An 18,366-nucleotide genomic window follows, 5' to 3' on the forward strand; every position below is an offset into this window, starting at 1 on the left:
CTTACTTCTCGTTATTGTTGGTCTTGTGGCCTGCTTGTGTGTCGACATTAACCTGTTCATAGTTAAGTAAATCAACCAGTTCTTCGACTAGTTTTGTCTCTACTTGAGTCATGTCGTCAGGTCCGCCAAGTTGGCTGACTTGAACCATTTCCATTCCAGCGTAACCACAAGGGTTTATACGTAGAAATGGCGTAAGATCCATATTCACATTTAGTGCTAAGCCGTGGAACGAACAACCTTTACGGATTCGTAATCCTAAGGAACAGATTTTCTTCCCATCTACATAGACACCTGGTGCATCAGGGCGTGCAGCTGAGTCGATATTGTATGCTTTTAGGGTATTAATTACGAGATCCTCAATATGAGTAACAAGATCTCGTACTCCCATTTTTTTACGACGAAGGTTAATCAGAAAGTACGCAACAAGCTGACCAGGTCCGTGGTAGGTGACTTGGCCACCACGATCGCTCTGAACAACGGGGATATCACCCGTATTAAGTAGGTGTTCCGCCTTACCTGCTTGCCCTTGTGTGAAGACTGGATTGTGTTCAACAAGCCATACCTCGTCAGCGGTGTCTTCTGTCCGGTTATCTGTGAAGTCATGCATTGCTTGCCAAATTGGCTCGTAATCTTGTCTTCCTAGATGTTTCACAACAAGCTGGTTTTGCATTCCGCTTTCCATCGTCGGTTAATAAAGTTAACGGATTATAAACTGCTTCTGGTCAAGGGACTATATACCAGTAACACATTTTTAACCCTAGACTTTTTGCAGGATAATTATCTGTTTGATATCTAAAAAGAAAGCAGCTTTCGCTGCCTTCAAAAAAAATTGAATTAACTCAAATTTTTTATAGCACCATGCGTACAATGTCGATCTCACCGAGCTCTTTGTAAAGCGTTTCAACTTGCTCGATAGAAGTTGCGGTGATATTGACAGACACTGAGTGGTAATTGCCCTTAGCACTTGGCTTTACGGTTGGGCTGTAATCACCTGGAGCATGGCGTTGGATGACTTCAAGAACCTTTTCAGGAAGCTCAGGCTTAGCATAGCCCATTACCTTGTAGGTAAACGAACAAGGGAACTCAAGCAGGTCTTTCAGTTTTGCATCTGAATTAATGTTCAGCATTTTGAAACTCCAAGTTGGGAAGTCGTTGTTAGCAGCGCGGAATAGTACTGTCTATCGAGGATGAACTCAAGATACCCTCTGCGCTATGTCGAAAGCGTGAAAAACAAAAAAGCCGCACTAGGCGGCTTTTCAAAGCTAAGTACTCGAATTACAAGAAGCTTTTGAAAAGCATTACAATGTAATCCCATAGGCGGCTGAATAGGCTACCTTCTTCCACATCTTCTAGAGCAAGAAGTGGGTACTCTGCAATATCTTCACCTTCTAGTTGATAGTATAGCTTACCAACTACGTCACCTTTCATAATTGGGGCTTCTAGCTCTTTTTCAAGGATGAAGCTTGCCTTAAGGTTTTTCGCTTGGCCGCGAGGTAGGGTTACATAGGTATCTTGGTCCAGACCTAACGCAACTGTATCTTTGTTACCCATCCAGATCTTTTCTTCAACGAAGGTTTCACCGGCTTTGTGAGGAGCAACTGTTTCGAAGAAACGGAAACCGTAGCTCAGAAGCTTTTTGCTTTCAGATTTACGCGCATTTGCATTTTTAGTTCCCATAACTACCGCAACTAGGCGCATTTTGCCTTCTGTCGCTGAGCTAACTAGGCTGTAACCTGCGTTGCTCGTGTGTCCAGTTTTGATGCCGTCAACGTTCATGCTCTTATCCCAAAGCAGACCGTTGCGGTTGTATTGGGTGATGCCGTTGTAAGTGAACTTTTTGTCTGAGTAGATTCGGTACTCGTCTGGTACGTCACGGATCAGCGCGCTACCCAATAAAGCCATATCGTAAGGCGTTGAGTATAGGTTCGGGTTATCTAGACCATGCACGTTAGCAAAGTGCGTGTCTTTCATGCCGATAGTGTCTGCCCAAGCGTTCATCAGGTCGACAAATGCGTCTTCTGAACCTGCAATGTGCTCTGCCATGGCAACACAAGCATCGTTACCAGACTGAACAATGATACCGCGGTTTAGGTCTTCTACTTTTACCGTAGTGCCTACTTCGATAAACATTTTTGAAGAATCAGGGAAGTTCTTCGCCCAAGCGTTTTTACTGATAGTGACATCATCTTGAAGTGAGATGTTGCCACGCTCTAATTCTTGGCCGATGACATAACTGGTCATCATCTTAGTCAAACTTGCTGGAGATAACTTAGTGTTCATCTCTTTTTCAGCAAGTACTTTACCTGAATGGTAATCCATCAATACGTAGCCTTTAGCTGCGATTTGAGGTGCGTCAGGAACCACAATTGGTGATGCGAATGCAGAAGATGCGAAAGTTGCAGAAAGCGCAATAGAAGACGCAAAAGCTGATTTAATTAGCGTTGTTTTTTTCATATTGACTACAGAATTATCGTTTACTGTCCATATCTTAACAGAATCAATCTCTCAAGCCAGTGTAGGTGTTTGGATACACTGGATTGAGGACTAGTGGGATTTTATGAAAGCACTGGTGTAACCCAAGTCTTTCACTTGCTCAAGTGCTTTTTGGCTATGCATATAGTCGCTAAATGGACCTAAAAACACTCGGTGAAGCTTGTCGCCAGAACTGACATAACTCTCAACCGAAAGTTTTTGACTCAAATCTTGCGCTAAAGTTTCAACTCGGTCTTGATGTTGTGATGAAGCTACCTGTACAACAAACTTTGGCAAGGCCTCTTGTTTGTGTGCTTGGGTTGGTCTGTCGACAGTAATCACTTCAATGGCAACGTTGGCGGTGCCGGTGCGAATCACGTCGAGTTTTAGCGCCGCCGCGTAGCTGAGATCAATGATTCGCCCTTCATGAAAAGGACCTCGGTCATTGACTCGGACAATGGCCGTTTTGCCGTTATCCTTGTTGGTGACTTTGACATAGCTCGGAATCGGCAGCTCTTTATGCGCAGCCGACATTGAGTACATGTCATAGATTTCACCGTTAGAGGTTAAATGGCCGTGGAATTTCTTGCCATACCAAGAAGCGATACCTTGTTGTTGGAAGCCTTTTGGCTCTTTTATGATGGTGTAATCTTTACCTCTTAGGGTGTAATTACTGTTCCCCCCAAGGCTGTACGATTCATACATAGGTGTGGCATCTTCAATATGCTCAACACTGATTGGTGCATCAGGGGCAATGTCGTCGTCAATGGTGTAGCGCTTTGACGGTGCTGAAGAGCAGCCAGCCAAGATCAGGCTAGTGGCTGCTGTTATGAGCAATAATTGCTTGTTTATCATTTAGATTGCCTTAGAGAATGCTTTTCTATGGGTATGAATCGACATCAAGATGCCAAAGCCTGCCATGAGGGTTACCATTGAGGTACCACCATAGCTAATAAGAGGCAGTGGGACACCTACCACGGGTAATATGCCACTTACCATGCCGATGTTGACAAAAACATAGACGAAGAAGCTGAGAACAATACTGCCCGCCATCATACGACCAAATGCCGTTTGGGCTTTACTTGCGAGCACAAGCCCACGTCCAATGATAAATAGGTAGAGGCTAAGGAGAATAAGGATACCAATTAGCCCCCACTCTTCTGCTATCACCGCGAAAATAAAGTCGGTGTGGCGTTCTGGAAGAAACTCCAACTGGGATTGCGTCCCTTGCAGCCAACCCTTTCCTGAGATACCGCCTGAACCTATGGCGATTTTACTCTGGATAATATGGTAACCCGCACCGAGAGGATCGGATTCTGGGTTAAACAGAGTCCTCACGCGAACTTTCTGATACTCGCGCATCAAGAAGAACCACAGAATAGGGAGGAAAGCGCCTAATCCACACGCCGCAGCAAAGATGATTTTCCAGCTAATACCCGCTAAGAAAATAACGAATATGCCCGATGCAGCAATAAGGATTGAAGTGCCTAAGTCTGGTTGTTTCGCGATCAAGATAGTTGGTACAAACACCATCACCAACGACATGACCAGAGTTTGGAAAGTCGGGGGCAGAGGGCGTTTACCAATGTAGCGAGCGATCATCAGTGGCACCGCGAGCTTTAATAGTTCGGAAGGCTGAAAGCGAACAAAACCTAAGTTCAGCCAACGCTGTGCTCCTTTGGAGGCTTCACCGAAGAACAGCACCCCAAGTAGCAAAATAACGCCACCGACAAACATCAGAGGCGCAAGAGCCTCATAGGTTCTCGGCGGGATCTGAGCAAGGATTAGCATGACACCAAGTGAAAGTGCCATACGCATCGCTTGTCTGTCCATCATGGCTAAGCTCTGTCCGCTCGCACTGTACATAACGACAAGGCCAAAGCCCATTAGTACCAATATTCCCAGTAACAGAGGGAGATCGAGGTGGAAACGTTCAAACAGAGCGCGGTTTTGACCAGTTGCTGGGTTCAAATCCATGGTTATTTCGCCTCTTCATTATCTACGAGAACATGATCAAATATTCTTCTTACTACAGGAGCCGCCTGAGAAGAACCACCGCCGGCATTTTCTAAAACGATTGTGACGATTAGCTCTGGATCTTCAATAGGAGCAAAGCCGGTAAATAGAGCGTGATCGCGTAGGTGTTCAGCAATTTCATCGGCGTTGTATTCCTCGTCTTCGCCGAGACCAAAGACCTGAGCGGTACCTGACTTTCCTCCACTCATATAAGGTGTTTTATAAAACGCCCGACGTGCCGTTCCTTTTTTGCCATGGTTTGCTAAGCGCATTCCTTCAATGGATAGGTTCCAAAAGCGATCTTTCACGCCTTCAATCGGAGGATAGGTGTATGTTTCTAATGTAGACAGTTCGTGCTTATCGAACTTATCACCATTAACGATTGTCGCTCTTAGAAGGTGCGGTGCAACGCGCGTTCCTCGGTTAACCAAAACAGACGTCGCTTTGGCTATCTGCATCGGAGTCGCCGTCCAATAGCCTTGCCCGATACCGACAGGAATCGTGTCACCTTGATACCATGGTACTCTGTGGCGAGCCATTTTCCATTCACGGGTTGGCATATTGGCTTTGCTCTCTTCGTGGATATCAATGCCAGTATAGTCACCAAAACCAAACATCATCATCCAACGAGATATACGGTCAATGCCCATGTCATAAGCGATTTGATAGTAGAAGGTATCGACAGATTCCTCGATCGATTTAACGATATCAACTTTGCCATGTCCCCAACGTAACCAGTCTCGGAAAGGCCTTGTTTTTGAGTTTGGAATTCTCCAATAACCGGGGTCATTACGTGTTGTGTAAGGGGTGATAACACCCTCTTCTAGTGCCGCGACCGCCATAAATGGTTTGATAGTTGAGGCTGGAGGATAAATACCAAGCGTCGCACGGTTAACCAGCGGTCGGTTTTTATCATTCAAGAGTGCACTATAGGCCTTACCTGAAATACCATGTACAAACGCATTAGGATCGTAGCTTGGGCTCGATACCATTGCTAAAACGCCATTGTCTTTAGGATCTAAAACAATTGCGCTGCCACGACGATCGGCAAGCAGTTCATGAATATAAAGCTGTAAATCAATATCGAGGTTGAGAACGATATCTTTGCCAGGAACAGGGGGTACATATTTAAGGGTGCGAATCACTCGGCCACGGCTATTAACTTCAACTTCTTGGTAGCCGGCTGTTCCATGCAGTAAGTCTTCGTAGAAGCGTTCAATACCTAGTTTACCGATATCACGTGTCGCTTGATAGTTTGCTTCTTTTTCTTCACGTATCAGGCGTTGAATGTCGCGGTCATTGATTCGAGAGACATAGCCGATCACATGAGTAAGTACTTCACCATAAGGGTAGTGACGCTTAAGAGCGGCATTTATCGATACCCCAGGGAAGTTGTGCTGATTGACCGAGAACTTCGCTGCTTGTTCTTGAGTCAACTGAGTTAGGATTGGGACGGATTTAAAGCGACGTGTTTGACGACGTTCACGCTTAAAACGTTCTATCTGCTCGGGGGTAATGGTTAGGATCTCTTGTAGACGACGGATTGTGTCGTCCATATCCTTAACTTTCTCTGGGGTGATCTCAAGACTAAACACTGGGCGGTTTTCTGCCAGTAGCTTTCCGTTGCGATCATAGATCAGCCCGCGGTTAGGGGCGATAGGCACAACCTTAATGCGGTTGTCATTAGAGCGAGTTTTATAGTCTTGGTATTGATTGATCTGGATGTTGTATAGGTTAGTAATCAACACGCCAACTAATGCCACAATACCAATGAAAGCGACGATAGCACGACTTGTAAAAAGTCGTGCTTCTTCATGGTAATCCCTTATCCGGGTACGCTTCCTTAACATTAATCGTTATTCTCGATGGTAAGGGTGGTTAGCAGTGATGCTCCACGCTCTATATAAACTCTCAGCCATGACAATGCGTACTAATGGGTGAGGCAAAGTTAATGCTGATAAAGACCAGCTTTGATCGGCTGCTGCTTTACATGCCGGGGCGAGACCTTCAGGACCACCGATTAGAATCGACACATCTCTTCCGTCTAGCTTCCAGCTCTCTAGTTGCTGCGCTAATTGTGGGGTATCCCACTTTTTGCCAGGGATGTCGAGAGTAACAATTCGATTGCCTTTTGGCACGGCTGCCAGCATGGCTTCGCCTTCTTTTTGCAGAATTCTTGCAATATCGGCATTTTTTCCGCGTTTTCCGGCGCTTATTTCGACAAGTTCAAGTGGCATATCATGAGGAAAGCGGCGGCGATACTCTTGGAAGCCTTCTTCGACCCACTTGGGCATCTTAGTTCCAACGGCAACGAGCTGTATTTTCATCGCTTAGCCCCAAAGCTTTTCCAGTTGGTAAAGCTCACGATGTTCTTCTTGCATCACATGAACAATAGTGCTGCCCATATCCACTACGACCCATTCGCCTTCGGCTTCACCGTCAATACCCAGTGGCTCCAGACCTGCTAGTTTAGATTCTTTAGCAACATGCTCGGCGATAGAAACAACGTGGCGCTTTGATGTACCAGTACAAACGATCATGAAGTCTGTAATACTTGATTTACCCTGAACATCGATAGTTTTGATGTCTTGAGCTTTCATGTCGTCAGCTTTGTCAGCAAGGAAGTTGTTTAACTCTTCAAATTGCAAGGTGTTGTCCTCGTTGGTGTTGTGCATTTACACAGGGTTGATTGTTTGCGGCGGCGAAGTATATCACGCTTTTTAAAGCTTCACTTGTGGCAAGCAAATCTCAGTACTCAACTGGTGTAATAGTGGCCAGCTAGACTGGTCGTATTGTGTTTTTACCAATAGCTCGATCTTTGCGAGCAACTGGAGAAGCTGCATGATTTTTTCGGGCTGCAAGCGGTTTAAAGCTGACGAGTACAGTGGGCGTTTTGATTGCCAAATACGGTAGCTTTCAAAAACTTGGCCTATTGGCTTAGTTTTAACTTGGGTCGCCATGTTAAGAAGCTGAGTGAGCTCTTTTTGTATCGTACGCGCGAGTATCACGCTCTCAATTCCTTCCGCCTCAAGTTGGCGTAAAATACGTTGTGAACGCTTGGCCTTACCCGCTAATAAGGCATCAACCCAATGAAAAGCGGTAAAGTGGTTGTGGCGACTTAGAGATTCCTCCAAACGCACCAAATTCAACACGCCATCAGGGTAGAGTAATGCAAGCTTTTCGAGGCTCTGAGTCAAAGCAAACAGGTTGCCTTCATGCCATTGGGCGAGCATCTGTACCGCTTCTTGATCTGGCTTAAGGGTGAGTGCTCGGCAACGCGCTTGCACGAATTGCGGTAATCTCTGGATATCAGGTGTTAAGCAATTCACCCAGCATCCTTGAGCAGATAGCGCTTTAAACCATTTTGCGTTTTCTTGAGCTTTGGTCAGTTTGCTACCAATGACAACTAACAACACATCACTGTGAAGCATTTCAGCAACAGCAACTAGCTCTTTAGCGATCACGGCATTGACTCCTGACTCAGGCAGTTCCAGTTCAATGACTTGTCTGGCTGAAAACAAGCTCATGGCCTGACAGCTGTCATAAACAAGATTCCAGTCAAATGAACTATCGATAGCAAAGCGGTGTCTTTCTTCGAATCCTTGTGCAAAGGCGGCTTTTTGAATCGACTGGCGAGACTCTTGGATAAGGAGTGGTTCGTTGCCAAAGATAAGGTAAGTAGGGTGGAGCTGCTTGTTAAGCTGCTCCACTAAACGGTCGGCGAAGATTCGCATAATGGTAATTAGTTAGCTGGGACTTCAGAAGTGACGTTACCCTGAGCATCTTCAGCGTAAAATGTTTTCACGCGGTATTGCTCTTCTTCCACTTTGAGTAAAGCTTCTTGTTCTTCTTCCAACAGCTCGTTTGCTTCGATGTCTGCTTTCAAGCGAGCCATTTGACGAATGATCTGTGAGGCGGCTAGCTTACGCATTTCATCTTCAATCATGTCTCGTTCTACTGACTTAGCAAGTGCGGTTAACGGGTTATCTAGGTAGCTACGCGTTACGCTGGTAGAGAAGGTCTTTGAGCCTAGCTCTGGAACCGTTACGCGGTAAGAGGCACGGAAGGTAAGCTCTTTTTCTGCTGCACGAGTGTTTTGGTAGAGCGATAATGTGCGCTCACCCACACCTTCGCTAAGTAGGTGCAGGTTAGGGATACTAGCTGATGGTGGAACTATGTCAATTTCGCTCAAACGTAGTTGCCCTTTCATCATACGTGTAAAGCTGCTGTACTGGTCGTAGCTGGTTAAAGAGATCGTTTTTAACTCTTCAGGAACCGAGTAATCACCACGTAGATGGAAACCACAAGCTGACAATAAACTTGCCATTAGAACAACACTGGTGAGTTTTACAGAAGAAAATGAAATAAGGCGCGACGCACTACGAAACATGGATTTAGGGCTCTCGATTATTGGAATACTTATCTTAGGGTTCTAATACCTAGAATAGCTGATAAAACACTAAGATAAGTAAAGCAGGGTAACAATATACCCTGCTTATGACTTAAGAAGCGACGATTAGTTCGCAACCATTCTTTAATTTGCAACAATGTTTAGAAGTTTACCCGGTACGTAAATCACTTTACGAATCGTTTTATCTTCTGTGAACTTAGTAACGTTTTCATCGTTTAGACCAAGAGCTTCAATATCTTCTTTAGAGATATCCGCCGGTACAGTCAGTTTCGCACGTAGTTTGCCGTTTACTTGAACGATGATGAGCTTCTCGTCTTCAACCAGTGCTTTCTCATCGTGAGTTGGCCATGCTGCATTGTCGATATCTTCTTGACCCAACGCTGCCCACATTTCGAATGAGATGTGTGGGGTGATTGGGTAAAGCATTGCAACAACCGCTTTCAGTGCTTCATCAAGGATTGCACGATCTTGTACAGATTCTTGAGGTGCCTTCGCTAGCTTGTTCATCAGTTCCATGATAGCAGCGATTGCTGTGTTGAACGTTTGACGACGAGCGATATCGTCAGTCACTTTGGCGATTGTCTTGTGAACGTCACGACGAAGTGCTTTTTGGTCGCCAGACAGTGCGGATGCATCAACAGTTTCTGCTGCGCCTTTCGATGCGTGTTCGTTAACAAGTTTCCAAACACGTTTTAGGAAGCGGTTAGCTCCTTCTACGCCAGACTCTTGCCACTCAAGCGTCATGTCTGCAGGTGATGCAAACATCATAAATAGACGTACTGTGTCAGCACCGTACTTGTCTACCATCTCTTGTGGGTCGATACCGTTGTTCTTCGACTTAGACATCTTGATCATGCCTGAGTGTGTTACGTCACGACCTTCGTTGTCTTTAGCAGAAGTGATGCGGCCTTTACCGTCTCGCTCTACAGCAACGTCAGTTGGAGCAACCCATTCTTTACCGCCTTTGTCGTTCTCGTGGTAGAACGCATCTGCTAGTACCATGCCTTGACATAGTAGTTGCTTGAACGGCTCGTCAGACGTTACGTAACCTGCGTCACGTAGTAGTTTGTGGAAGAAACGAGAGTACAGTAGGTGCATACAAGCGTGCTCGATACCACCGATGTACTGGTCTACTGGTAGCCAGTAGTTCGCTTTTTCTGGATCTAGAATATCGTCAGCTTGTGGTGAACAGTAACGTGCGTAGTACCAAGAAGACTCCATGAAGGTATCGAACGTATCTGTCTCACGTAGAGCAGGTTCGCCGTTAAAGGTAGTCTTTGCCCACTCTTTATCAGCTTTGATTGGGCTTGTTACGCCATCCATTACCACGTCTTCTGGAAGAATCACTGGTAGTTGGTCAGCTGGTACTGGGTGAACTTCACCATCTTCAGTGGTTACCATTGGGATTGGTGCTCCCCAGTAACGTTGACGAGATACGCCCCAGTCACGTAGACGGAAGTTAACTGTCTTAGTGCCTTTGCCTTCAGCTTCTAGCTTGGCTGCGATTGCATCGAATGCTGCTTGGAATTCAAGGCCGTCGAACTCACCTGAATCGAAGAGTACGCCTTTTTCTGTGTAGGCTTCTTCAGAGATGTTCAGCTCGCCGCCGTCAGCTGGCTTGATCACAGGTACGATATCTAGGCCGTACTTAGTTGCGAATTCGTAATCACGTTGGTCGTGTGCAGGTACTGCCATTACAGCGCCTGTACCGTAGTCCATCAATACGAAGTTAGCCACGTAAACTGGGACTTCACGGCCGTTCAATGGATGAATAGCAGTAAGGCCAGTCGCCATACCTTTCTTCTCCATTGTCGCAAGCTCAGCCTCTGCTACTTTGTTGTTCTTACACTCTTCGATAAAGGCTGCAAGCTCAGGGTTGTTCTCAGCTGCGATTGCCGCTAGAGGGTGACCTGCTGCGATACCAACGTAAGTCACACCCATTAGTGTGTCTGGACGTGTTGTGTAAACTTCTAGGTCTTGTTGACCCTTAACTTCAAACTTAAGCTCAACACCTTCAGAGCGACCGATCCAGTTGCGCTGCATGGTCTTAACCATTTCAGGCCAGCCATCAAGGTTGTCTAGATCGTCTAGAAGCTCTTGAGCGTATTCAGTGATCTTGATGAACCACTGTGGAATCTCTTTTTGCTCTACTGGAGTATCACAGCGCCAGCAGCAACCATCTTCAACCTGCTCGTTTGCAAGAACAGTTTGGTCGTTTGGACACCAGTTAACTGAAGAGGTCTTCTTGTAAACTAAGCCTTTGTTGTAAAGCTTAGTGAAGAACTCTTGCTCCCAACGGTAGTACTCAGGCGTACAAGTCGCGAACTCACGGTTCCAGTCGTAACCAAAACCTAGAAGTTTAAGCTGGTTTTTCATGTACTCGATGTTTTCGTAAGTCCATGGCGCAGGTGCTGTGTTGTTCTTTACAGCTGCGTTTTCTGCAGGTAGACCAAATGCATCCCAACCGATTGGTTGCATTACGTTTTTACCTTGCAGGCGTTGGAAACGAGAGACTACATCACCGATAGTGTAGTTACGCACGTGACCCATGTGCAGTCGGCCACTTGGGTAAGGGAACATGGATAGACAGTAGAATTTTTCTTTATTTGGGTCTTCACTTACAACAAAGGTCTTGTTGTTGTCCCAGTGCTGTTGAACTTTTTGTTCAATATCTTGCGGGTTGTATTGTTCTTGCATCGATGATGTCCGGTTATCTTGGAATTTGTGAGTTCGGTTAGAACAGACTTAAATAGATCGTCATAGAATACCTAAAGGAAAGGTGCACAACAATAGCCAATCCATACTCTCCTTAGCTTTAAATGGTTAGGGAGCGACCTTGAGTCGACATATCGAGTTTGTTTGTGAGATTCATTACGGAGGTCAGCGATGCCAAAAAGAAAAGCAGGTTATGAAGAGATGCTTGAAGACGTTGTGGAAACGCTCAAGCACAGCCCAGATGAAGTTAATAATGTTATTGAAACTTCAGGGAAAGTAGCGCAAGCCGCCAATGATCTGACTAAAGATGAGTTGGCTTTGGTTTCGGCGTACGTGAAGTCGGATTTAAAAGAGTTCGCTGATAACTACGAAGAATCCAAAGGTGGACCATTCTATTTGATGGTCGCTGACTCGATTTGGCAAGGTCTGTTAGATATTACTGACCGGACGAAAGTGGAGTGGGTAGAGCTGTTCCAAGATCTCGAACATCAGGGGCTTTATCAGGCAGGGGAAGTGATTGGATTAGGAGTATTGGTCTGTGATGAATGTGGACACAAGACCCAATACAATCACCCAACGGTGATCATCCCTTGTACCAATTGCGGACATAAAGGGTTTAGTCGTCAGGCGCTTAAGCCTTAGGCGGAACAGGGAACGGACTTCGTCCTACGGGATGCAGGAACGCTGCGCTCGAGAGTCGAGACCGGGCTGCGCCCTTCGAGAGGACAGCGACGCTATATACCGTCATTCCCTAGACTGACGAAGGAAGGAGTGGGGAATCCCTTAATGTATTCGACTCGCTTCTAGAGATCCCCAACTCGCTCGTCCCTCGCTCTTGAGGATGACAGAGTAATTTATTGAAAACAAAAAAGGGTTGACGCACGCGCCAACCCACAAAATTCTGTAGCTCTGTAGCTCTGTAGCTCTGTAGCTCTGTAGCTCTGTAGCTCTGTAGCTCTGTAGCTCTCTAGCTCTCTAGCTCTCTAGCTCTCCACCCAACAACCAAACTCAACACAACCCAAATATACATCGGCCAGGTGCCAAACTGACGGTAAGGGGTCTCACCGGATGTTGATGGGATCTCGGCGCGTAACACTGCGGTTTCGAATTGCGGAACTTGGGCTGTGATATGACCTTTATAGTCAGTCACGGCTGTGACACCGTTATTGGTGGCGCGAATAACAGGTTTACCAAGCTCAAGCGCTCGCATACGGGCGATTTCCATATGTTGCAGCGGGCCAATTGAGTGCCCGAACCAAGCGTCGTTAGACAAGGTGAGGATAAAATCCGTGTCTTGATTGACGTTTTGTCTTACCTGCTCATTGAAGATGATTTCATAACAAAGAGCTGGAGCCATTTGTTTGCCATTGGCGTCAATGTTGGGTTGGACAAAATCACCACGGCTAAATGAAGACATCGGCAGATTAAAAAACGGCGCGATCGGTCGCAGCACTTCTTCGAATGGGACAAACTCACCAAACGGCAGTAGGTGATGTTTATGGTAACGAAGGTTCATGTCGTAGCTGTAATCCCCATTCGGGTTTTTACCGAGTGTGAGAATACTGTTGTAGAACTTCTTATCTTCGCCTTGATTGACGATTCCGGTTATCACCGCACTGTTATTCATACGCGCTGCGGAATCGAGATTACTTAGGAAAGAGGAAATCTCATACTCAAGCGCTGGTATCGCGGCTTCTGGCCAAATGATGATGTCCGCATCCCAGTTCTCACGAGTAAGGTCGGTGTACTTCATAATGGTTGGCCAGCGTTGGCTTGGTTGCCACTTTAACTCTTGCGCGATGTTACCTTGAATGAGTGCAACTTTGGTGGTTTGCTCTGGGTTTGGCGTTACCCACGCAGCAGACTGCAAACCAAAACCTGTCATAAAGATCACTGATGGGATGAGCAGCAGTAACCATTGGCGATGTAAGCTGGCATAAGCGATCGCTCCTGCGCTTAAAACTATTAGTAAGGTTATAAACTCTACACCGCCAAGTGGAGCGAAATTACCCAATGGGCTGTCTATTTGGCTGTAACCTAGCCATAACCACGGGAAACCCGTCATGACCCAACCACGGAGCCAGTCACAGATAAGCCAGAGAGCAGGTGCGACTAACATGTATCGAGTACGTGTTGACGCAGGGAAAAAGCGATTAAGACTCCAAGTGAACAGGGCTGAGTAGATGGCTAAATAACCGACTAGCAGCGCCATGAGAAAGACACTGGCAATTTTCGGCATACCGCCAAAATTATCGATGCTGACGTGAACCCAGCTGATGCCGGTTGCGAATTGACCAAGCCCCCATGCGTAACCGATCCATAGTGCACGTTTCGCTGATTGCTGGTGGATGAGTAACAAAAGAATGGCAGGGCTAACAATCGCTAGTGGCCATAATTGATAAGGTGCAAATGCAAGTGTGGTTAAAGCGCCAACAAAAACGGCCGCAAGCGGCCGTTTTAGGCGATGAAAAAGGGAATTTATCATCGTATATATTATCTCTTCCCCTAAGGGAGATTAGCGTTACTCTTCAGTAGAGTCTGCAATGAGCTCTTCGTCAGGAATGGTAACTTGTAGTTGCACAACACGACGGTTATCTGCTGAAGTCACTTTGAAGTTATATCCTTCAATTTCTACCACCTCGCCACGAGAAGGTAGATGACCAAATGCTGTCATAACCATACCACCTACAGTGTCGACTTCTTCGTCGCTGAAAGAGGTCCCAAACGTATCGTTAAATTCTTCGATAGTGGTTAGAGCCTTCACTGCAAAAGTGTGTTTGCTTAGCTTGCGAATATCCAGTTCTTCTTCATCGTCGAATTCATCTTCGATTTCACCAACGATTTCTTCAAGGATGTCCTCGATGGTGACAAGGCCAGATACGCCGCCAAATTCATCAACAACGATAGACATATGATAACGTTCCTCGCGGAACTCTTTGAGTAAGCGATCGACACGCTTACTCTCAGGAACAACGACCGCTGGGCGGATAACTTGCTCGATATCAAATGGCTCGCTGCCAGAACCTAAGTATTTAAGTAAGTCCTTCGCTAACAGAATACCTTCAACATGGTCTTTATCTTCACTAATTACTGGGTAGCGAGAGTGCTGAGCATCAGTGATAAGGTTGATTAGTGCGTCTAAATCGTCACTGCGGTCAACCGTAACCATTTGCGAACGCGGTAACATGATGTCACGCACACGCATTTCAGAGATCTCCATAACACCTTCAAGCATGTCTCGGGTGTCGTGGTCGATCAGGTCATTTTCTTCAGAGTCACGGATAACATCCACAAGCTCTTGGCGATCTTTTGGTTCACCTTGAAAAAGTTGACCTAGGCGTCCGAAGAAGGACTTTCTACTCGGACCTTCAGATTTTTCTTTCTTACCTTCTAGAGAAGAGGGCGAATTGTCTTCGTTCATTGTTTCTCATTTAAGTAACGCTATCAGATGTGTGATAGCTCACGTTGGTAAAACCGAGTTGAAAACAGTCTCGACTTTACGCTTTCTCATCAATGTAGGGGTCTTCAAAACCCATACCTTGCATGATTTCTGTTTCGAGTGACTCCATCTCTTCAGCTTCGTCATCATCGATATGATCATAACCTAGCAGATGCAGGCTACCATGTACAACCATATGCGCCCAGTGAGCCATTAGAGGTTTGTTTTGCTCTACCGCTTCACGTTCTACAACTTGTCGGCAGATGATCAGATCGCCGAGCAAATCCATCTCAATACCTGGAGGCGCTTCAAATGGAAAAGAGAGCACATTGGTCGGCTTATCTTTGCCACGGTAGTCATGGTTAAGTTGATGGCTTTCTTGTTCATCAACCAAACGCACAGTCACTTCAGCTTGAGGTTGGAATTTTGTCACCGCTGAGCTTAACCAGAGATGAATATCATCAAAACTTGGTAAGCCTTTTTCATCTTCGACCGCTAATTGTAGATCTAGTTCGATACTCATGATTTACCTTCAGCGGTTTCTGCTTGTACTTTTTTTGAAAGCTCAGCTTTAGCCGTTTCGATCAATTGTGCTTCGCGCTCTTCACGACGTTTCTTTTCGAACTCTTTGCGTTCTTTTTGATCTTTCGCTTCCCATTTCTCATACGCATTGACGATACGTGCAACAACTGGGTGGCGAACAACGTCGTCAGACAGGAAGAAGTTAAAGCTGATGTCATCAACTTCGCTCAACACCTCAATGGCATGGCGTAGCCCAGATTTCGCACCACGCGGTAAGTCGATCTGGGTGATATCACCTGTGATCACGGCGCGCGAGTTAAAACCAATACGCGTTAGGAACATTTTCATCTGCTCCACTGTGGTGTTTTGGCTTTCATCCAAAATGATGAAAGCATCATTGAGTGTACGACCACGCATATAAGCCAGTGGGGCAACTTCAATCACATTGCGTTCAATCAGTTTTTCAACCTTCTCGAAGCCGAGCATTTCGAACAGGGCGTCATAGAGCGGACGAAGGTACGGGTCGACTTTCTGGCTCAAATCACCCGGCAAGAAACCGAGTTTCTCACCCGCTTCAACCGCAGGGCGAGTCAGCAAGATGCGACGAATTTCTTGACGCTCTAAAGCATCTACCGCTGCCGCAACCGCTAGATAGGTTTTACCTGTACCCGCAGGACCAATGCCGAAAGAGATGTCATGAGTCACCATGTTCATCAGGTACTGACCTTGGTTTGGTGTACGTGGTTTGATGACACCCTTTTTGGTTTTGATGAACACTTCTTTACCATGCTCGAAGCTTGACTCAAGGTCTTGCTCTAAAACACCTGTCTCTTTGATCGCAAGATGAATTTCATCGGGTTCTACATCTGGAATATTGCCACGAACAGGAGCGGTATTGACGTAAAGTGTTTTGATGATTTCAAGTGCTGCAGCGCTAGTATGTGGTTTACCAACGATAGTAAAGAAGTTACCACGGTAGCTGATTTCGACGCCTAAACGACGCTCTAAGTGCTTGATATTGTCATCGAAAGGACCGCACAAACTGGCTAAGCGGCGGTTATCAGAAGGTTCTAGATTGATTTCTAGAGTTACAATTTTATTGCTCAAAGTTGCCTCTCAAAATATGCCATTCGAAAGAAGCCCGATTTAGACCGGGCTTCTAATGGCGATCGTTACCTATCTCTAAGATGGTAACTTATACAGCTATTTTCAAGCTTAAGGCGTAAAAGTCGCTACACCTAGCTCATCTTCACGTTTGGTGCGAGCCATCATTTGCGTTGGTGAAATGATAGATCGTAGGTCCATATCTTTTTCAGTACGAACCAATTCGCCACGTAGTGAGTTAGCGAAAACGTCAGTGATCTTCACGTCAACAAACTGACCGATTAAGTCTGCGCTGCCTTCGAAGTTAACCACGCGGTTGTTCTCTGTACGTGCGCGAAGTTCCATTAGATTCTTTTTCGATGGGCCTTCAACAAGAACGCGTTGTTCAGTATCGAGCATCAAGCGTGAGTAACGCATAGCTTGCGCGTTTACGGTTTGCTGCAGTTCGTATAGACGTTCTTTCTTTTCTTGCTCTGGTACGTCACATGGGTAGTCCGCCGCTGGCGTGCCTGGACGAGGAGAGAAGATAAAGCTAAAGCTCATATCAAAATCAACGTCTTTGATTAGCTTCATAGTATCTTGGTGGTCTTTCGCCGTTTCACCAGGGAAGCCAACAATGAAGTCAGAACTGATCTGAATATCAGGACGCGCTTTACGCAGCTTACGAATGATCGACTTGTATTCAATCGCTGTGTGTGGACGCTTCATCATCGTCAGAATACGGTCACTACCACTTTGTACAGGTAGGTGCAGGAAGCTAACAAGCTCTGGCGTATCTTCGTAAACGGCGATGATGTCGTCAGTGAATTCTAGTGGGTGGCTAGTCGTAAAGCGAATACGGTCGATACCATCAATAGAGGCAACAAGACGAAGCAATTCTGCGAAAGAGCAAATATCACCTTCATGGGTTGGGCCACGGTACGCGTTTACGTTCTGGCCTAATAGGTTTACTTCACGTACACCTTGATCAGCAAGTTGCGCGATTTCGAATAGTACGTCATCCATTGGGCGGCTAACTTCTTCGCCACGAGTGTAAGGTACTACACAGTAAGTACAGTACTTAGAACAGCCTTCCATGATTGAAACGAACGCTGTTGCACCTTCAGCACGAGGCTCTGGTAGACGGTCAAACTTCTCGATCTCAGGGAAAGAGATATCCATAACAGGTGCTTCATTTGACTGTGACTGTTTGATCATCTCAGGTAGACGGTGCAGTGTTTGTGGGCCAAAGATAACGTCAACAAATGGTGCACGCTCGCGGATGTGGTCACCTTCTTGAGTAGCAACACAGCCACCAACACCAATAACCACACCTTCTTTTTTATCTTTTAGCGTTTTCCAACGACCAAGCTGGTGGAATACTTTTTCTTGCGCTTTTTCGCGAATTGAACAGGTATTAAGAAGTAGTACATCTGCCTCTTCTGGTTCTTCCGTCAGCTCATAGCCGTTAGCCGCGTTCAGTAGATCCGCCATTTTTGATGAATCGTATTCGTTCATCTGGCAGCCCCAGGTTTTAATTAGCAGTTTCTTACTCATTTTGTTCGCTCGATCGTTAGTTTAAATTAAGGGAGCAAATCGCCCAATGTTTCCAGTAAGTCATCCATTTGAGTTTAATGTATGACTAAATTTTGTGCCTATAGATTGGCAAGCGGCGTATTGTACTGGTTTAAAAACCTACTGACTAGTG

At 45.9% G+C, this 18,366-nt stretch carries 17 protein-coding genes; 1 reads left to right on the plus strand and 16 read right to left on the minus strand.

The genetic code is table 11. The features are described from left to right. Position 1: 1 nt before the first annotated feature. From lipB to leuS, 11 genes are all read right to left on the minus strand, one after another. Complete coding sequence (gene lipB, locus AC6R00_RS19395) at positions 2–670, minus strand: lipoyl(octanoyl) transferase LipB (protein ID WP_500641616.1); 669 nt, start codon at positions 668–670, stop codon at positions 2–4. Positions 671–848: 178 nt separating this feature from the next. After that, positions 849–1,127: a DUF493 family protein YbeD gene (ybeD, locus tag AC6R00_RS19400; protein ID WP_004415161.1), complete on the minus strand. Its 279-nt coding sequence runs from the start codon at positions 1,125–1,127 to the stop codon at positions 849–851. A gap of 148 nt (positions 1,128–1,275) precedes the next feature. Then, positions 1,276–2,454, minus strand: a complete 1,179-nt coding sequence (locus tag AC6R00_RS19405) for a serine hydrolase (protein ID WP_004746248.1) — start codon at positions 2,452–2,454, stop codon at positions 1,276–1,278. A gap of 90 nt (positions 2,455–2,544) precedes the next feature. Then, positions 2,545–3,327, minus strand: a complete 783-nt coding sequence (locus AC6R00_RS19410; protein ID WP_500641617.1) for a septal ring lytic transglycosylase RlpA family protein — start codon at positions 3,325–3,327, stop codon at positions 2,545–2,547. Continuing rightward, positions 3,328–4,449, minus strand: a complete 1,122-nt coding sequence (gene rodA / locus AC6R00_RS19415; protein WP_004746246.1) for a rod shape-determining protein RodA — start codon at positions 4,447–4,449, stop codon at positions 3,328–3,330. Positions 4,450–4,451: 2 nt separating this feature from the next. Next, positions 4,452–6,338 (minus strand): penicillin-binding protein 2, encoded by a 1,887-nt coding sequence (mrdA, locus tag AC6R00_RS19420; RefSeq protein WP_500641618.1) that lies wholly within the window; start codon positions 6,336–6,338, stop codon positions 4,452–4,454. Positions 6,339–6,344: 6 nt separating this feature from the next. Continuing rightward, positions 6,345–6,815, minus strand: a complete 471-nt coding sequence (gene rlmH / locus AC6R00_RS19425; protein ID WP_171325349.1) for a 23S rRNA (pseudouridine(1915)-N(3))-methyltransferase RlmH — start codon at positions 6,813–6,815, stop codon at positions 6,345–6,347. Positions 6,816–6,818: 3 nt separating this feature from the next. Then, on the minus strand, positions 6,819–7,163 hold the full coding sequence (gene rsfS / locus AC6R00_RS19430) for a ribosome silencing factor (RefSeq protein ID WP_408068355.1): 345 nt from the start codon (positions 7,161–7,163) through the stop codon (positions 6,819–6,821). A gap of 45 nt (positions 7,164–7,208) precedes the next feature. Then, a complete protein-coding gene (gene holA / locus AC6R00_RS19435; protein WP_500641619.1) occupies positions 7,209–8,222 on the minus strand; it encodes a DNA polymerase III subunit delta in 1,014 nt (337 codons plus the stop codon). Positions 8,223–8,230: 8 nt separating this feature from the next. Then, positions 8,231–8,878 carry an LPS-assembly lipoprotein LptE gene (locus AC6R00_RS19440; RefSeq protein ID WP_500641620.1) on the minus strand — a complete coding sequence of 216 codons (648 nt, stop codon included), beginning with the start codon at positions 8,876–8,878 and terminating at the stop codon, positions 8,231–8,233. Between the two features lie 144 nt (positions 8,879–9,022). Continuing rightward, positions 9,023–11,596 carry a leucine--tRNA ligase gene (gene leuS / locus AC6R00_RS19445; protein WP_500641621.1) on the minus strand — a complete coding sequence of 858 codons (2,574 nt, stop codon included), beginning with the start codon at positions 11,594–11,596 and terminating at the stop codon, positions 9,023–9,025. Positions 11,597–11,785: 189 nt separating this feature from the next. Between leuS and AC6R00_RS19450 the strand changes: the two genes are divergently transcribed. Beyond that, positions 11,786–12,256, plus strand: coding sequence for a zinc ribbon-containing protein (locus tag AC6R00_RS19450; RefSeq protein WP_171325340.1), 471 nt, complete (start codon positions 11,786–11,788; stop codon positions 12,254–12,256). 325 nt (positions 12,257–12,581) lie between these two features. On the opposite strand, the gene lnt is transcribed toward AC6R00_RS19450, so the two are convergent. From lnt to miaB, 5 genes are all read right to left on the minus strand, one after another. Further along, positions 12,582–14,099, minus strand: coding sequence for an apolipoprotein N-acyltransferase (lnt, locus tag AC6R00_RS19455; protein WP_500641622.1), 1,518 nt, complete (start codon positions 14,097–14,099; stop codon positions 12,582–12,584). 36 nt (positions 14,100–14,135) lie between these two features. Next, positions 14,136–15,035 (minus strand): CNNM family magnesium/cobalt transport protein CorC, encoded by a 900-nt coding sequence (corC, locus tag AC6R00_RS19460; protein ID WP_004746237.1) that lies wholly within the window; start codon positions 15,033–15,035, stop codon positions 14,136–14,138. Between the two features lie 76 nt (positions 15,036–15,111). Continuing rightward, the gene (gene ybeY, locus AC6R00_RS19465; RefSeq protein ID WP_004746236.1) at positions 15,112–15,576 is read right to left on the minus strand and encodes an rRNA maturation RNase YbeY; all 465 of its coding nucleotides are present in this window, start codon (positions 15,574–15,576) and stop codon (positions 15,112–15,114) included. Then, on the minus strand, positions 15,573–16,682 hold the full coding sequence (locus AC6R00_RS19470) for a PhoH family protein (RefSeq protein WP_500641623.1): 1,110 nt from the start codon (positions 16,680–16,682) through the stop codon (positions 15,573–15,575). Before AC6R00_RS19470 ends, ybeY begins: the two co-directional genes overlap by 4 nt. 108 nt (positions 16,683–16,790) lie before the next feature. Then, complete coding sequence (miaB, locus tag AC6R00_RS19475; RefSeq protein WP_004746234.1) at positions 16,791–18,215, minus strand: tRNA (N6-isopentenyl adenosine(37)-C2)-methylthiotransferase MiaB; 1,425 nt, start codon at positions 18,213–18,215, stop codon at positions 16,791–16,793. Positions 18,216–18,366 lie beyond the last annotated feature (151 nt).

The organism is Vibrio sp. R10-SF1-ISO8 (genome assembly GCF_059833805.1).

What these genes read in the sequence shown, in the direction of transcription:
- mrdA (WP_500641618.1), bottom strand. Translation starts at nt 6,338, where the DNA reads ATGTTAAGGAAGCGTACCCGGATAAGGGATTACCATGAAGAAGCACGA.
- rsfS (WP_408068355.1), bottom strand. Translation starts at nt 7,163, where the DNA reads ATGCACAACACCAACGAGGACAACACCTTGCAATTTGAAGAGTTAAAC.
- leuS (WP_500641621.1), bottom strand. Translation starts at nt 11,596, where the DNA reads ATGCAAGAACAATACAACCCGCAAGATATTGAACAAAAAGTTCAACAG.
- AC6R00_RS19450 (WP_171325340.1), top strand. Translation starts at nt 11,786, where the DNA reads ATGCCAAAAAGAAAAGCAGGTTATGAAGAGATGCTTGAAGACGTTGTG.
- rodA (WP_004746246.1), bottom strand. Translation starts at nt 4,449, where the DNA reads ATGGATTTGAACCCAGCAACTGGTCAAAACCGCGCTCTGTTTGAACGT.
- miaB (WP_004746234.1), bottom strand. Translation starts at nt 18,215, where the DNA reads ATGAGTAAGAAACTGCTAATTAAAACCTGGGGCTGCCAGATGAACGAA.
- ybeD (WP_004415161.1), bottom strand. Translation starts at nt 1,127, where the DNA reads ATGCTGAACATTAATTCAGATGCAAAACTGAAAGACCTGCTTGAGTTC.
- ybeY (WP_004746236.1), bottom strand. Translation starts at nt 15,576, where the DNA reads ATGAGTATCGAACTAGATCTACAATTAGCGGTCGAAGATGAAAAAGGC.
- lipB (WP_500641616.1), bottom strand. Translation starts at nt 670, where the DNA reads ATGCAAAACCAGCTTGTTGTGAAACATCTAGGAAGACAAGATTACGAG.
- holA (WP_500641619.1), bottom strand. Translation starts at nt 8,222, where the DNA reads ATGCGAATCTTCGCCGACCGTTTAGTGGAGCAGCTTAACAAGCAGCTC.
- corC (WP_004746237.1), bottom strand. Translation starts at nt 15,035, where the DNA reads ATGAACGAAGACAATTCGCCCTCTTCTCTAGAAGGTAAGAAAGAAAAA.
- AC6R00_RS19405 (WP_004746248.1), bottom strand. Translation starts at nt 2,454, where the DNA reads ATGAAAAAAACAACGCTAATTAAATCAGCTTTTGCGTCTTCTATTGCG.
- AC6R00_RS19410 (WP_500641617.1), bottom strand. Translation starts at nt 3,327, where the DNA reads ATGATAAACAAGCAATTATTGCTCATAACAGCAGCCACTAGCCTGATC.
- rlmH (WP_171325349.1), bottom strand. Translation starts at nt 6,815, where the DNA reads ATGAAAATACAGCTCGTTGCCGTTGGAACTAAGATGCCCAAGTGGGTC.
- AC6R00_RS19440 (WP_500641620.1), bottom strand. Translation starts at nt 8,878, where the DNA reads ATGTTTCGTAGTGCGTCGCGCCTTATTTCATTTTCTTCTGTAAAACTC.
- lnt (WP_500641622.1), bottom strand. Translation starts at nt 14,099, where the DNA reads ATGATAAATTCCCTTTTTCATCGCCTAAAACGGCCGCTTGCGGCCGTT.